Raw genomic sequence first — 15,777 nt, 5'->3', positions numbered from 1 at the left:
TACTCGGGAAAGCGCTGGTCGTCGCCGACTGCCGTCCTGACAGGTCAGGCCGGGGCGCCCTCCAGGATGGCGCGGCTGGCGGACAGCCCCAGGCGGGTGGCCCCCGCGGCGACCATCTCCTGGGCGGTGGCCCAGTCGCGGATACCACCGGAGGCCTTGACCCCGAGGCGGCCGTTGACGGTAGCCGCCATCAGCGCGACGGCGTGAGTGCTGGCGCCACCCGCAGGGTGGAAGCCCGTCGATGTCTTCACGAAATCGGCGCCCGCCTCCTCCGCGGCCCGGCAGGCGGTGATGATCTCCTCGTCGGTCAGGGCTGCGGATTCGATGATGACCTTCAACATCCCGGTGGTGGCCTCGCGCACGGCGGTGATCTCCTCGAGCACCCGGTGCGTTTCACCGGCCTTCAGGTGGCCGATGTTGATGACCATGTCGATCTCGTCGGCCCCCAACCGCGACGACTCCGCCGCCTCAGCGGCCTTCGTCGCCGGGGTGTGGTTGCCGGACGGGAACCCGCACACCGTCGCCACCTTCAACGATGCGAGGTCGTCGGTGAGCGGCAGCATCGACGGCGACACGCACACCGAGAAGGTGCCGAGCTCCTTGGCCTCCGCGATCAGCGCGGAGACCTGTGCCGGTGTGGCGTCGGTCCGAAGGAGGGTGTGGTCGATCATGCGCGCCAGTGCGTCCCGGGAAATCTCCATGTGCCGAGGGTAGCCGGTCGCGACCAAACCCGCGGACAGCCCCGCGTCCGCCACCCCGCCCGGCGGAAACGCTTGCCTTGTGGTCGTGTGCTTGCGCTGTAGCGCTGGCGTTTGACGGGAAGGCTGGCGTTCGGCAGGTGGGCTGGCGTTCGGCAGGAGGGCTGGCGTTCGGCAGGTGGGCTGGCATTTGGCGGGGGTGGTGGGGGTTCTACCGGGTTCGCTTGCCTTGCGGTCGTGTGCTTGCGCTGTAGCGCTGGCGTTCGACGGGAAGGCTGGCGTTCCCGTCGGGAAGGCAAGCGTTCGACGGGAAGGCTGGCGTTCTCCTGGGGTGAGTGGGTTCAGGTGGCCAGGGGGAGCCAGACCGTGAAGCACGTGCGACCCGGGCGGGAGGTCGCCTCCACCCGGCCGCCGAAGCTCGCTACCACCGCCTGCACGATCGACAGGCCCAGCCCCGTCGATTTCGCCTCGTTGTGGCTACGCGACGTGTCGGCCCGGGCGAAACGCTCGAAGATCCGGGGCAGCATGTCGGGTGCGATGCCGGGGCCGTCGTCGACGACCATCAGGCACGCCTGACCGTCCTTGATCCCGGCGACGGTGGTGACGGTGGTTCCCGCGGGGGTGTGGTTGCGAGCGTTGGACAGCAGGTTGACGATCACCTGGTGGAGGCGGTCGGCGTTGGCCCGCACCTCGAAACCCTCCTCGGGCAGTTCCAGGCGCCAGACGTGATCGGGCCCGGCGGCGCGCGCGTCGCTGACGGCGTTGAGCACCACCGCGACGATGTCGACGGGCTGCATCTCGACGGGGGCGTCGGCGTCGAGGCGGGCCAGCAGGAGAAGGTCCTCGACGAGTTTCGTCATGCGCTGCGACTCCGAGTCGATCCGGCCCAGCGCGAACGCCGAGTCCGCTCCGTCGCCGCGGGCCGCCAGCTCCGAGTAGCCGCGGATCGCCGCGAGGGGGTTGCGCAGCTCGTGGGAGGCGTCGGCGACGAAACGCCGCAGCTTGGTCTCGGAGGCCTGTCTGGCCTTGAGGGCCCCCTGTACATTGCCGAGCATCCGGTTGAAGGCGCCGGTCAGCTGCGCCACCTCGTGTTCGGGGGGCAGCGCCGGGTCGGGAACGGCGGGCACGTCGACCTCACCGCGGTCCAGGTCCAGCTGTGAGACCGTGGAGGCCGTCGCCGACAACGACCGCAGCGGTTTCGTCGCGGCATTGGCAACGGCGCGGGTCGCGAACGCCGACGCCACCACGGCCGCCACACCCAGGGTGACGGCCAGCAGGGTCAGGCGCACGATGGTGGTGTTGACGGTCTCCAGCGGCAGGGCCAACACCATCAGTTCGCCGTCGCGGTTGTACTGAGCGACCGCCCGGTACTGGCCCAGGTCGGGGACGTCAACGGTGTGTTTCTGGCCGTCCGTGCTGACCTTCAACAGGGTGTTGATGGCCTCCGCGGAGACGTTGTCGTACTCGCCGTGCCCGATCTTCGATGCGACGCTGACGCCGCTCGAACTGCGCAGCACGACGACGGTTCCGGGTGGTGTGCCGGGCGCCAGGATGCCTTTCGGACGGCCGTTCTGCTGGCCGGTTTCGCGCGCCTGGAGGGCTTTGGCGTTGTCCACCTGCTTGTCGAGTTGCTCGTACATGATGACGCCCGCCGCGACGATGGTGCCCGCCGAGATCAGCAGCGCCAGCACCGCCACCACGGCCGTGACGCGCCGCCGCAGCTGGGCGGAGAGGCTGGCCGGGCGCATCAGGAGCTCGCGGGTCGCAGCACGTACCCGGCCCCGCGCATGGTGTGGATCATGGGGGAGCGGCCCGCGTCGATCTTCTTGCGCAGGTAGGAGATGTAGAGCTCGACGACGTTGGCCTGGCCGCCGAAGTCGTAGTTCCACACCCGGTCCAGGATCTGGGCCTTGCTGAGCACCCTTTTGGGGTTGCGCATCAGGTAGCGCAGCAGCTCGAACTCGGTGGCGGTGAGGTTGATGCTCTCACCGGCGCGGGTGACCTCGTGGGAGTCCTCGTCGAGGATCAGGTCGCCGACGACGAGTTGGGTGTCCGGCTGCACCGTCGTCGCCCCGGAGCGTCGCAGCAACCCGCGCAGCCGCGCGATGACCTCCTCCAGGGAGAACGGTTTCGTCACGTAGTCGTCGCCTCCGGCGGTGAGCCCGGTGATGCGGTCGGCCACGCCGTCCTTGGCGGTCAGGAAGATCACGGGCACGTCGGGTTGTTCCGTGCGGATGCGGCGCATCACCTCGAGCCCGTCGAAGTCGGGCAGCATCATGTCGAGGACGATGGCGTCGGGTTTGACGGCGCGGGCCGCCTGGACGGCCTCGGTTCCGGTGGCGGCGGTGGTCACCTCCCAGCCCTCATAGCGCATGGCCATGGCCAGCAGTTCGGTCAGGCTGGGCTCGTCATCGACGGTGAGGACCCGCAGGGCGGTGCCGTCGGGGCGGGTCAGGGGGGCGGGCTGTGCGGGAGGCATGCATCTACTGTGGCAGTCCCGAGTGGGGTTTCGCCATGAACTTGCTGTGTGTTTCCTGTGGGAGCTGGATTCCCCGGGCGGGGGTGTCCCACTCATCCGGAAGCGGACGTGCGGGCTCTTCGGGCAGCGGACGTGCGGGCTCATCGGGAAGCGGGCGTGCGGGCTCGTCGGACAGCGAGTGGGCGGGGCGTTTCGGTTGTTCCTCGGCCGGTGGCGGGTCGTCCTTGGGTGTTCGGAACAGGTTGTCCAGGCCCATTCGCCCGGCGCCATGGCTCATCAGCACTAGGCCGACGACGGCCATCACCGCGTTGTACTCCCAGCCGGAGTCGTGGACGTAGAAGTTGTGCGACCTGAGGGTGAGGATGATGCCGATGTTCAGGATCATCAGGCCGAGGCCGATCACGGGGGTGGCCAACCCGAAGATCAGGAAGATGCCGCCGATCACCTCGAAACCGATCAGCAGCCACACCATGAGCCCGGGATTCGGGATGCCCGCCTGCTCCAGAATGCTGGCCTCCGCGCTGATACCTTCGTTCTGCCAGCGGTGCCAGCCATGGGTGACCATGATGAAGCCCATCACGATGCGGGTGAGCATCAGGGCGATGTCCTTGAGCACTCGGATGAAGGCCTTCATGGTTCTCCCTGCCGTTGGTCCTTCAGCCAATCGTATGACACGAGCTGGCCGTTTGGTCCGGGTGGTTGCTGGTATCATGCCCGGGCTTTCAGGGTGCCGTGGTGGCGGTTTGTCGTGCGCTTTCAGCGACATCTCCTAGAGTTGTGGACGATGCCTCGACTCGAACCGCGTTCCCGAACCACCGATCCCGCCGGCGGCTGGGGATGGGTGGGTTTCGGGTTTTCCGCCAGTGTGGTCATCGCCGCTTTCGCCTGGGTGGTGCCCCGGCCCGCAGTGACGGTCGCCGACTACCTGCTCGCCGCCCTGTTCCTGGTGCCCTGCACGGGTTTGTTGTTCGCGTGGTGGCGGATCGGGCCGCGTTTCCCGCACCCCGTCGTCGCGACGGTGCTGTGGGCGCTGCCGCTGCTGACCTGCCCGCTGCTTTTCAGCCTGGACGTGAACGCCTATCTGACGCAGGGCTGGATGGTGCTGGGCGGCCACGACCCCTATGTCATGACTCTCGGGGAACCCCGGCTGCCCGGGATCGCAGTCGGGGCGGACTGGGTGGACACCACGTCGGTCTACCCGGCGGGGTCTTTGCTGATCTTCGCGGCCGTGTACTGGACCAGCGGTGGCCTGCCGTGGCTGGGGATCCTGCTGTTCCGGTTGCTGCACCTGGGCTGCCTGCTGGTGGTGGCGTGGGTGGTGAAACGCCTCGCGCCGCGCGTCGGGATGCCGGTGAACACGGCGCTGTGGGCGGGGATCACCACCCCGCTGCTGATCCTCCAGTGGGTCGGGGGCCTGCACAACGACGCCGTGCTGGTGGCCGTGATCGCCCTGGCGGTGCTGGTGGCGACTCGCGGCGGTTGGTCCGGGCTGCTGCTGGGTGGGGCGTTGATCGGGTTGTCCCTGGCCGTGAAACAGTCGGGGGCGGCGGCGGGACTCGGTGTCGTCGCTCTGGCTTGGGCGGCCTCGCCGGGTCGTGACTGGTGGCGGCTAGCGGGCCGGGCCGCGGCGGCGGGGGCCGTGGCGGTGGCGGTGTTCGTGGGTGTTTCGTGGGGTTCCGGCCTGGGATTCGGATGGAACAACCCCACCGCCGGCAGCCCCTTGGCCGTGATGAGCGACTCGCCGCTGTCGTGGATCAGCCAGGCGTTGAAGCTCCTCGGGCAGGAGGCGTCGCTGGTTTCGGCGACGCGGATGCTCACCCTCGTCGCCGCGCTGGCGGTGCTGGCGGCCTGGGTGTGGCTGGTGGCCCGCTTCGGGCCCCGGCCCGGAGAGCCGGGACGCCCCTGGGTTGTGCTGCTCGGCGGACTGCTGGCCTTCGCGCTGCTCGGCCCCGCCCTGCAACCCTGGTACTTCACCTGGGTGGCGCCCTTCGTCGCCCTGGCGCTGCCCGACAGACGCTGGCAGCGGATCTGGTTGAGCGCGACGGTGGTGGTCGTGATGGCGGCCGCCACCCAGGGTTCCCTCGGCTCCCCGCTGCTGGGCCTGGCCACATGGTTGTTGTGGCGGCGCCTCGAGGAGAAGGATCTGGACGTCTTCGAGGAACGGACCGGAGTCTGACCTCGCCGCGACCGCGGGCCGACGCGTTTTCTTGCGGCCGGGCGCTAGGGTCGCGGACATGACCGAGCTGCGCTGGAGGCGGACTCCCAAGGCGTGGGCCGTGCGGATCCGCGGCCTCGTCAAGCGTTTCGGGCGGGTCCAGGCGGTTTCCGGACTCGATCTGGACGTCCCCCTCGGCGGTGTCCACGGGCTGCTCGGGCCGAATGGTTCCGGCAAGACCACCACGCTGCGGATGCTGCTCGGTTTGATCCGTCCCGACCGCGGTGAGATGAGCATCTTCGATCACGAGGTGCCCTACGGGCTGCCCGAGGTGATCGACAGGGTGGGCGCCATCGTCGAGAGCCCCAAGTTCGCGCCGAACATCAGCCTTCGGCGCAACCTGGAAATCCTCGCGATCTCCACCGGGGTGCCGAATCGCCGCGTCACGGAGGTGCTGCTGGAGGTCGGACTGCGGGGTCGCGAGAGGGCGGCTTTCCACACCTGCTCCCTGGGCATGAAACAGCGACTCGCGATCGCCGCGACCCTGCTGAGGGAACCCGACCTGCTGATCTTCGACGAACCCACCAACGGCCTCGACCCCGCGGGCATCCAGGAGATCCGCACCACCATGCGGGCCCTCGCCGACGCTGGTCGCACGGTGCTGGTCGCCAGTCATCTGCTGGGTGAGATCGAGCAGATCGCCGATTCAGTGTCCATCATGGGGCGGGGTCGGGTGATCGCAGCCGGGGATCTGGAGGAGTTCCTCAACGACGGTTCCGAATACGTGGCAGTGGAGATCGACGACGTCCCGGCGTCCTTCGAGGTGCTGCGGCAGGCGGGGTTCGGCGGCCAGCTGGTGGGTGGGCAGTTGCGGGTCACCCGCGACGAGGGACTCGACCCTGCCGTCGTCGCCCGGGTCCTCGGGGAGGCGGACCTGTGGCCGAGGCACCTCAGTCTGCAACGCTCCAGCCTCGAATCCGTGTTCCTGGAACTGACCGAGGACGAACGCCTCACCACCACGCAGGGGAGGGCCGTGGCGTGATGCTGGGTCTGTTGCGTGCTGAACTCCTCAGGCTGTTCAGCGACCGGAAAGTAGCGGTGGTGGCCGTCTTCGTGCTGGGGATCGGTTTCTGGGTCGGTTCCTCGCTGGTCGAGATGCTCAAGCCCTACACCGCGCTCGACTGGGAGGAGGCGCGACGGCAGTCCAACGACGCCCAGATAAACCTGGATGTCATCTGCGGGTCTGGAACCCCCGGGGTCGACTGCTCAACGCTGCCGTCGAACGTCGCGGTGGAGGGATTCCTGCGCCCCCAACTGAGCTTCGAAGAGTTCGCCATCACGACCCTCGGGACGACGACCCAGGTGGGCCTGTTCGCCGTGGTGGTGCTGATCACCGTGATGATCGGGTCCGAGTTCAACACGGGTTCCATCGGCACCCAGCTGACCTTCACCCCCCGCAGGATGCCCCTGCTGTGGGCCAAGGTCGCGGCCTCCGCGATCTGCGGGGTCTGTTTGTTGGCCTTCTGGTCGGTGGCCATAGTGGTCCTGGATGTGTTCCTCTTCCTGAACCTGCGCGGCACCGAGGGCCTGGCGGCCGGGGGAGTGCTGGCGGCGCAGATCGGACGGGCCCTGCTGGTGGGGGCGGTGATGGCGGCCATGGCGGCGCTGGTGACGATGGCGCTGGCGTCGACGGTCAAGACGTGGGTGCTGATCTCCGCGGGTCTGGTGCTCTCCCAGTTCCTCGAAACCTCCAAGAACCTCGCCCAGATCGCCGGGTTGTTGCCGACCGCCAACTTGCTCAGTCTCATCAACGGCGAATGGAGCCGCACCATCTACAACAGCGAAGGGATGCGGCAGGAACCGATCCCGCACCTCGACTACGGATACTCCCTGGGATACGCGGTCTTCTGGCTGGTGGTCTTCGGGATCTGGGCGTCGGCCAGTTTCTCGCGTCGCAACATCCTCAAATAGCCCGGGACTCCCATCCCGAAGCCGATTGAGCCGACCCGCGACGAAGGGGTGGGTCGCGTCGGAGCCGTCCGTGCCCTCCTCCACGACTCGCGGAAGAAAAACGGTTCAACATCGCCACACGACGTTGAACCGTCGAACCTCCGCGATTCGTGTAAGGAAAGCAGGGGACGAGAAGGGGGGTGATTCGTGCACGGAAAAGATGGGGGGTGGGGGCGGTGCCTCGATCCGTGTACGGGAGGGAAGGGACCCTCTTGTCGCTCGCCTCCGTCCGCGGCCCGAAGTCGGCTTGCCCACCGTTCCAGGGGACGACCGGTAGGATCGCTGCCCGTGCGATACGTCTCCACCCGTGCCACCGACCACGCCACCAAGGCCTTCAGCGACATCCTCCTGGAGGGCCTGGCGCCCGACGGCGGCCTCTACCTGCCCGTCGAATACCCGAGGGTGGATGCCGGCACCCTCGCCCGGTGGCGCGACGTGCTGCTCGACGACGGCTACGCAGCTCTCGCCTTCGAGGTGTGCTCCCTGTTCATCGACGACATCCCCGCCGACGACCTGCTGGGCATCTGCCGGCGCGCCTACGCGCCCGGGAAGTTCTTGGACCCGCAGATCGTGCCGGTCTCCGAACTCTCCGACGGGGTGCGGCTGGCGCATCTCAGCAACGGCCCGTCGGCGGCCTTCAAGGACATGGCCATGCAGCTGCTCGGCGAGCTGTTCGCCCACGAACTGGCGCGCCGCGGCGAGCGCCTGACCATTCTCGGCGCCACCTCCGGCGACACCGGCTCGGCCGCCGAGTACGCGCTGCTGGGCAGGCCCGGGATACGGGTGGTGATGCTGTCCCCCGCGGATCGCATGACCCCGTTCCAGCAGGCGCAGATGTACTCCATCGACGACCCCGGGGTGGTGAACCTGGCCGTCGAGGGTGTCTTCGACGACTGCCAGGACCTCGTCAAGGCCATCAACGCCGACGCCGACTTCAAACGCGAACACCGCATCGGCGCGGTGAACTCCATCAACTGGGCGCGCCTGATGGCGCAGGTCGTCTACTACTTCGCGGCATGGCTGCGTATCGGCAGCGACGCCCCCGTCTCGTTCGCGGTGCCCTCGGGCAACTTCGGCAACATCGCGGCCGGGCACATCGCCCGCCTCATGGGGCTGCCGATCCGGCACCTGGTGCTGGCCACCAACGAGAACGACGTCCTCGACGAGTTCTTCCGCACCGGCGTCTACCGGCCCCGCGCCGCGCAGCAGACCCACGCCACCAGTTCCCCGTCCATGGACATCTCGAAGGCGTCGAACTTCGAACGTTTCGTCGCCGACCTGCTGGGCCGCGACGGTGCGCGCGTCGCCGACCTGTTCGGCCGCGAACTGCCGGAAACCGGCAGGCTCGATCTGTCCGGCGAGGACCGCGACCGTTTCGGTTTCGTCTCGGGTTCCTCCACCCACGCCGACCGGCTGGCCGAGATCCGCGCCACATGGGAGAGCGACGGGGTGCTCATCGACCCCCACACCGCCGACGGCGTGCACGTCACCCGCCGGCTGCTGGCCTGCGGTGAGGTGACCGGACCCGTCGTGGTGCTGGAAACCGCGCTTCCTGTGAAGTTCGCCGAAACCATCACCCAGGCGACCGGGATCGTCCCGCCGCGCCCCGACCGCTTCGCCGGGATCGAGGATCTCCCCAGGCACGTGACGCGCATTCCCGCGGACGTGGACGCGGTTCGGCGGGTTATTGACGGGGCCGCCTGAAAACGGAAATCGAACCCCTTGTAGGGTAAGAAATCCGGGGGGAAATAGCATGCCGGTTCATAAGGAGCATGCCGGTTCATAGGGAGGAAACATGCTGGACTGCGCCATCATTGGGGCTGGCCTGGCGGGCCTCGTGGCTGCTCGCGACCTGCGGAACCGGGGGCTCGGTGTCGTTGTGCTCGAGGCCCGGGACCGCGTGGGGGGGCGGGTCGAGAACGGGGTCCTTGCCGACGGCCAGTATGTGGAGCTCGGTGGCCAGTGGATCGGTGCCGGACACGACGCCATCTTCGAGCTGATCGAGCGTTACGGGCTGAGGACCATTGGTATTCCGGCTCGTGGAAATCTGGTGGTGCGTGTCCACGGCAGATTGCTCGAGGTGCCGTCGGCGGAGGACGGGGAGGAACTGACCCCGTTCGAGGTCGCGGACCTCAGTCAAGGGCTGCTGAGACTGCGTCGCCTCGCCCACCGGCTGGCCGACGACCCCGCCTGGGTGGCGGCGAATGGCGCCTGGCTGCGGCAGGATCTGCGGCGCTGGATGCGCACCAACCTACGAACAGGCGGGGCCCAGGCTCGTTTCGGGGAGGTCTACGAGGCCGCTTTCGGGCCGATGATCCCGCAGGCGACCCTGCAGGAAGGTCTGCAGCAGATCAACTCGGGGCCGAGCCTGGAGACGATGATCGCGAACAACGGCGGGCTGAACCAGCAGCGCATCGACGGCGGCATGGCCGCCCTGTGCGAGGCCCTGGCCGCCGATCTCGGGGATGTGGTGCGCCTCGGGAACGCCGTCACGAAGATCACCCATGATGAAACCGCCGTCGTCACTCTCGCTTCAGGGGAGACCATAGAGGCGCGCACCGTCGTCTCGACGCTACCGCCCCGCCTGGCCGTCGCCTTGGAATACGACCCGCCCCTGCCGCAGTGGAGGCAGGATGTGGCGGAGAAGGTGACGCCGGGAAATGTGATCAAGGCTTACCTGGTTTATGAGACGCCCTTCTGGCGCGAACGAGGACTTTCAGGGCAGTCGAGCTCTGACGAGGGGGCGGTTCGCGTCACGTTTGACACGACACCGGCCGACTCGACCCGTGGGCTGTTGATGGGTTTCTTCGAGGGGAACGAGGCCGATTCGCTGGCCCGCCGTCCCCCGGAGGCCCGAAAACGCGCATTCGTTGAGTCGGCCGTCCGTGCGTTCGGGGCGGAGGCGGCCGAACCCGTCGAATACCTGGAACGGGACTGGAGCTCCGAGCAGTACACGCGGGGCTGCCACGGGGCGCACTTCGCGCCGGGGATCTGGACCTCCAACGGCCCCGTCCTGGCCGCCCCCGACGGGTGCCTCTACTGGGCCGGGGCGGAGTACTCGGCCAAGTTCAACGGCTACATGGAAGGCGCTGTCCGCTCCGGCGAGGAGGTCGCGGCCACGATCGCCGTCGCCCTCATCTGACCCCTCCGCCCCTGTGCGCGAATCGCGGAGGTTCGACGGTTCAATGTCGTCACACGACGTTGAAACGTTCTTCTTCCGCGATTCGTGCCTGGGAGGGGAGGGGGGCCGGGGCCGCGACTCGAGGGGCCGCGACGGGGGACAATCGGCGTGTATGCTCGGCCCTCGCGCCTTCCGGTAGATGGGCTTGACTTGGCATGATGCCTCACCGACCAGCACAATAGCCGATATGCGCAAGCATCATGTTGTGATAATCGGTTCTGGTTTTGGTGGTCTGTTCGCGGCGAAGGCCTTGAGGCGCGCCGATGTCGATGTGACGTTGATAGCACGCACCACCCATCATCTGTTCCAGCCGCTGCTCTACCAGGTGGCGACCGGCATTCTGTCGGAAGGCGAGATCGCCCCCGCGACCCGGGAGGTGCTGCGCAAGAACAAGAACGTGACGGTGCAGCTTGGTCTCGTCGAGGGGATCGACGTGGAGGCCCGGCAGGTGCGGTGGCGTTTCCACGGCCTCGAACAGGTCACCGACTACGACTCGCTGATCGTCGCGGCCGGTGCGGGGCAGTCGTACTTCGGCAACGACCACTTCGCCCGCTACGCGCCCGGCATGAAAACCATCGACGACGCCCTGGAGCTGCGGGCCCGGATCTTCGGGGCCTTCGAGCTGGCCGAACTCGCCCCGGAGGGGGAGGACGTCTCCAGGTTCCTGACCTTCGCGGTCGTCGGTGCGGGACCGACGGGGGTGGAGATGGCCGGGCAGATCCGGGAACTGGCCTCCAAGACCCTCGTCGGCGAGTTCCGTCGCATCGACACGCGCCAGGCGCGGGTGATCCTCGTCGAGGGCGGTCCCCTGGTGCTGCCCAGCTTCGGCGAGGACCTCGGCGGCTCGGCGCGCCGGTCGCTGGAGAAACGCGGCGTCGAGGTGTGGACCGAGACGATGGTCACCGAGGTCGACTCGCGCGGATTCACCGTCAAACGCAAGGACGGTTCCACCGAAAGGGTGGAGTCGGTGTGCAAGGTGTGGGCCGCCGGTGTCTCCGCGAACCCGCTCGGCCCGCAGCTCGCCGAACAGACCGGCGCGGAGACTGACCGGGTGGGCAGGGTCAAGGTGCTACCGGACCTGACCCTGCCGGGCCATCCCGAGGTGTTCGTTATCGGCGACCTGGCCGCCGTCGACGGGGTGCCCGGGGTGGCGCAGGGCGCGATCCAAGGTGCCAGGTATGCGGCCAACGCCATCCGTGGCCAGCTGGCCGGGAACCGCCCGGAGGCCCCGTTCAAGTACAAGGACAAGGGGTCGATGGCGACGATCTCCCGGTTCTCCGCCGTCGTCAGCGCAGGGAAGGTCAAGTTCTCGGGTTTCCTGGCCTGGGCGGCGTGGCTGGTGCTGCACCTGCTCTACATCGCGGGCTTCAAGCAGCGGATGTCGACGCTGCTGCACTGGTTCGTCAGCTTCCTCACCCGCGGCCGGGCGGAACGCGTCACGACGAACCAGCAGATGGTCGGCCGTCTTGCGCTGGAGGAACTCGGCGAGGGCACCAGCGCCCGCCTCATGTCCGGCGCGGCCGAGGCGACCGGGGAGACAAAACCGGAGGGCTCCGACGAGAAGGAGACGGCACCGGGGGGTTCCGACGAGAAGGAGACGGCGCCGGAGGATTCCGACGAGAAGGCGACGGCACCGATCGCGGGTTGAGAACCCCGACGCGCCCTCGGTCACCTCGTCCGGCAGGACGGGAGGTCGCGATCTACCCCGTCGCGGTTTGCTGGCCTTCCCTCTGATTCGCTGGCCTTGTTCACGTTTGCCTGCGCTGTGAGGCCAGCAAACACGAACAAGGCCAGCAAAACCGGGATAGGGCCAGCAAAACCGGGATAGGGCCAGCAAACCGACGGTAGGGCCAGCAAACCGACGGTAGGGCCAGCAAACCGACGGGGAGGCGGGGTCAGGCGTCGACCCGCTCCCGGAGGCGGGCGTTGGCCTTCTCGACGTCGAGGCGGGTGAGCAGGAGGAAGATGAGCGCGTTGGCGATCAGCGGGAACCACACGTACATGACGTAGAGCATCTGGATCGCCGAGTCCGGTTGCATGCTCAGTTCGCCGTTGTAACCGCTGGCGGCCAGGAGCCACCCGGCTGCGGCCGTTCCGATGCCGCCGCCGACCTTCACCCCCAGGGAGGTGCAGGAGAACATGAGTCCGTCGACGCGTTTGCCGGTGCGCAGCCAGGTGTGTTCCGAAGCCTCCGCGATCATTGCGTTGAGAGTCCCCTGCAGCGGGCTCATCCCCAGGGATGCCACCGCCGAGAGGGCCAGCATGAGCGGGATGTTGTGGAAATAGGCCGCCACCAGCACCCCGAGCCGCCCGAGGGTCGCGATGACGTAGCCGCCGAGGTTGACCCGGTACATCTCCCCGAATTTCTTCACGATGACGGGGGTCACCAGCAGGCCGACGATGAGCGGGATGTTGATGGCCCAGGCGAAGGTCCCCAGCAGGTTCTCGTCCCCCAGGATGTACTTCATGAAGTAGATGCCCATGTTGAGCATGGCCGTGAAGATCTGGGTGAGCAGGAAGACCACCAGGATGAGGAGGTAGTACTTGTTGGACAGCAGCATCTTGGCCGACTCCAGCACCGTCAGCGTGTCGTCCTTCTGTTTCGTGTCGTCGTCACCGGCCAGTTCCTCCGGGGACAGTTCCTTGACGGAGAACACCGACAAGGTGTTGACCGCCAGCCCGAGCAGCGCGTAGATGATCGCCATGGTCCGCCAGCCCGCGGCGCCGCCCCCGAACATCGCCACGCCCCCGACCGTGATGCTCTGGATGAGCAGGTTCGTCCCGAAGGCGAACATGAAACGGATGGAACCCATCTGCACCCGCTCCGAACCGTTGCGGGTGATGAGCGCGGTCAGTGAGGAATAGGCGATGTTGTTGGCCGTGTAGAACACGGCGTTGAGGAGGGTGTAGGCGATGAAGAACCAGGCGTACTTGGCGGTCTCACCCAGTTCGGTGGGGATCGCGAAGATCGCGATGATCATGCCGGCGCAGCCGACGAAACCCCACAGCATCCACGGCCGCGCCTTGCCCATCCGGGTTTTGGTGCGGTCCAGCAGCGCACCGAAGATGACGTCGGAGAAGCCGTCGAAGAGCCGGGAGAGCATCATGAGCGTGCCGACGACGCCCGCGTTGAGACCGGCGGTGTCGGTGAGGTAGATCATGACGAAGGCGGACAGGAGCACGTAGACGACGTTGCCTGCGACATCACCCGAGCCGTAGCCCACCTTGTTGTACCACTTCAGGTATTTCTTCTCGCCGGCCGCTGCCGTGCTCGTCGTGTCGGTCATGACTTCACCTCGTCGTGGGTCTCGATGTGGTCAGGGGTGGTGAGCAGAAGATGGAGTTCCATCCCCAGCTCGTGGCCGTCCACCCGGTAGCGGGACCGCAGGGCCGGTCCGCAGCTGTTGGAGCCGATGCCGGCCATGGCGGCGTCCAGGCACAGCACCGTGCTGCCCGACGGTCTCAGATCGGTGTTGCGGTGCCGTGCGGCAAGTTCCTCCTGCGTGTACCGGGAGGCGTTGAAGGAGAACGGGGTCTGCCCCACCGCGGTCAGGACCAGGCCGCCACCGGAGACGGTGACCTCGTCGCAGTCGGCGTGGCTGCCGTTCTCCTGGGGACGGATGTAGTCCTCGTGGAGGTCCGCGACGTCGGCGCTGAAGGTCCCGTGATGGCTGGCGCGGTACTTGTCCGCGTAGCTCTCGAAGGGCCCCAGGCCGTGGTAGTCGACCCGGTTCATGGACTCGGGCAGGAACAGCCGCAGCCCCAAGCGCGGCAGGCTCGGGAACCCGAGGGTGCGGCGCATCCGCAGGATCAACCCGAGGACGCCGTCGGCGGTGAGGGTCCAGATCAGCCGGCCGCGCAGGGCGGGCTGGACCGTCGGCGCCACCAGGGCGACGTCGGCGCTGATCGTCGCGCGCCCCGGTTCCTCGGCGACGTCGACGGCGTAGGCGCGGGCCGTGGCCCGGTGGTAGTGGGCGCGTTCCCATTCCAGGCGCACGTGGCGGTCGTTGTCGGTGGGGGCCCGCCAGATGTTGAGCTCGGCCGGGCGCTCCAGGACCTCCCGGCCGTTGACGCTCAGGGCGGTGGGCAGGCCGGTGCGCGTGTCGATGGTGCAGCGCAGACCCGCGGCCGCCACGTCGATTCGCGTCCCCTCCCGCGCGACCTGCACCGAACCCCGGGGGGTGGGGCGGTGCGCGAGCTCCGCGACCCGGCGGTGCCGCCCGTCGGCGTTGCGCAACGGAACCTCGTCGAAACCCAGGACGTGCCCGGCGGGCAGCAGCGGTTCGGGACGCGCGAGCCGGTGGGTGACCAGCAGGTGGCATTTCCCGGCGTGCGGAATCCGCGGTTCGCAGCGCAGCATGACGCTCGTGTGCGGTGGGACGGGATCGGTCAGGTCGATGTCCCCGCGATCCACGACGACACCGTCGCAGCGCACCTCCCACGAGACGCGGGCGTACTGCGACAGGTCCGTGTGGTCGAGGTCGTTGTGGATGGTGAGCAGACCCTCGTCCTGGTCGTACTCGACGACGCGGGCGGGTCGCTGGACGTTCTTGAGCTCGGCCAGCCCGGGGTGGGGGACCCGGTCGGGCGAGACGAGCCCGTCGACGCAGAAGTTGCCGTCGTGGATGTCCTCGCCGTGGTCACCGCCGTAGCGGAAGACCGGCCGGCCGTCGTCGCTGCTGCCGGCCGCCACCGCGTGGTCGCACCACTCCCACACGAAACCACCGCACATGCGCTCGTCGGCCCGGATGATCTCCCAGTAGTCCTCCAGATCACCGGGTCCGTTGCCCATGGCGTGGCAGTACTCCACGAGTACGAAGGGCTTGTCCGGATCGGAGTCGAGGTAGTCGCGGATCTCCTCGATACCCGGGTACATGCGGCTGTACAGGTCGATGCAGGAGTAGTCGTAACGGCGTTTGGAGTCGCGGTAGTAGGAGCTCTCGTAGTGGGTCAGGCGCGTCGGGTCGAAGCCCTTGACCCACATCAGCGCCGCCTCGAGGGTGCAGCCGTAGGAACACTCGTTGCCCGCGGACCAGGAAATGATGCTGGGACGGTTCTTCTCCCGGTGGACACACAGTTTCATCCGGTCGACGGTGGCCTCGGTCCAGGCGGGGTTGTCGGCGATGGGTTCGTTCCAGTGCTCCACCTGGTTCTCCCAGGACGGGTCGGCCAGGAAGCGGGTCTGGGTGCCGTGGCTCTCGTTGTCGGCCTCGGACATGACGTAGAAGCCGTACTCGTCGCACAGCTGGTAGAA

At 67.8% G+C, this 15,777-nt stretch carries 12 protein-coding genes; 6 read left to right on the top strand and 6 right to left on the bottom strand.

All coding sequences use genetic code 11. The features are described from left to right. Positions 1-44 precede the first annotated feature (44 nt). The 4 genes from deoC to ACO6D6_RS07810 all read right to left on the bottom strand — a co-directional run bounded on the left by deoC (position 45) and on the right by ACO6D6_RS07810 (position 3,811). Complete coding sequence (deoC, locus tag ACO6D6_RS07825) at positions 45-701, bottom strand: deoxyribose-phosphate aldolase (RefSeq protein WP_484784673.1); 657 nt, start codon at positions 699-701, stop codon at positions 45-47. 338 nt (positions 702-1,039) lie between these two features. After that, positions 1,040-2,446, bottom strand: coding sequence for a sensor histidine kinase (locus ACO6D6_RS07820; protein WP_484784671.1), 1,407 nt, complete (start codon positions 2,444-2,446; stop codon positions 1,040-1,042). Further along, entirely contained in the window at positions 2,446-3,177 is a 732-nt protein-coding gene (locus tag ACO6D6_RS07815) for a response regulator transcription factor (protein WP_484784669.1), read from the bottom strand. Before ACO6D6_RS07815 ends, ACO6D6_RS07820 begins: the two co-directional genes overlap by 1 nt. Before the next feature lie 4 nt (positions 3,178-3,181). Further along, positions 3,182-3,811, bottom strand: coding sequence for a DoxX family protein (locus ACO6D6_RS07810; RefSeq protein ID WP_484784668.1), 630 nt, complete (start codon positions 3,809-3,811; stop codon positions 3,182-3,184). Between the two features lie 150 nt (positions 3,812-3,961). On the opposite strand from ACO6D6_RS07810, the gene mptB reads away from it, so the two are divergent. The 6 genes from mptB to ACO6D6_RS07780 all read left to right on the top strand — a co-directional run bounded on the left by mptB (position 3,962) and on the right by ACO6D6_RS07780 (position 12,171). Further along, on the top strand, positions 3,962-5,353 hold the full coding sequence (gene mptB, locus ACO6D6_RS07805) for a polyprenol phosphomannose-dependent alpha 1,6 mannosyltransferase MptB (RefSeq protein ID WP_484784667.1): 1,392 nt from the start codon (positions 3,962-3,964) through the stop codon (positions 5,351-5,353). Positions 5,354-5,411: 58 nt separating this feature from the next. Continuing rightward, a complete protein-coding gene (locus ACO6D6_RS07800) occupies positions 5,412-6,374 on the top strand; it encodes an ABC transporter ATP-binding protein (protein WP_484784665.1) in 963 nt (320 codons plus the stop codon). Then, entirely contained in the window at positions 6,371-7,303 is a 933-nt protein-coding gene (locus ACO6D6_RS07795) for a hypothetical protein (RefSeq protein WP_484784663.1), read from the top strand. The genes ACO6D6_RS07800 and ACO6D6_RS07795 overlap by 4 nt, the downstream gene beginning before the upstream one ends. A gap of 327 nt (positions 7,304-7,630) precedes the next feature. Beyond that, positions 7,631-9,046 carry a threonine synthase gene (gene thrC / locus ACO6D6_RS07790; protein WP_484784662.1) on the top strand — a complete coding sequence of 472 codons (1,416 nt, stop codon included), beginning with the start codon at positions 7,631-7,633 and terminating at the stop codon, positions 9,044-9,046. Between the two features lie 91 nt (positions 9,047-9,137). Next, the gene (locus ACO6D6_RS07785) at positions 9,138-10,484 is read left to right on the top strand and encodes a flavin monoamine oxidase family protein (RefSeq protein WP_484784660.1); all 1,347 of its coding nucleotides are present in this window, start codon (positions 9,138-9,140) and stop codon (positions 10,482-10,484) included. Positions 10,485-10,710: 226 nt separating this feature from the next. Next, on the top strand, positions 10,711-12,171 hold the full coding sequence (locus ACO6D6_RS07780) for an NAD(P)/FAD-dependent oxidoreductase (RefSeq protein ID WP_484784659.1): 1,461 nt from the start codon (positions 10,711-10,713) through the stop codon (positions 12,169-12,171). A gap of 247 nt (positions 12,172-12,418) precedes the next feature. On the opposite strand, the gene ACO6D6_RS07775 is transcribed toward ACO6D6_RS07780, so the two are convergent. Further along, positions 12,419-13,810: an MFS transporter gene (locus tag ACO6D6_RS07775; RefSeq protein ID WP_484784658.1), complete on the bottom strand. Its 1,392-nt coding sequence runs from the start codon at positions 13,808-13,810 to the stop codon at positions 12,419-12,421. Beyond that, a partial coding sequence (locus ACO6D6_RS07770) for a glycoside hydrolase family 2 TIM barrel-domain containing protein (RefSeq protein WP_484784656.1) occupies positions 13,807-15,777 on the bottom strand: 1,971 nt, incomplete at its 5' end. The genes ACO6D6_RS07775 and ACO6D6_RS07770, both read right to left, overlap by 4 nt.

The organism is Arachnia sp. (assembly GCF_057238465.1).
The sequence above is the reverse complement of the archived record's forward strand: the minus strand, read 5'-3'. Positions and strand labels throughout refer to the sequence as shown.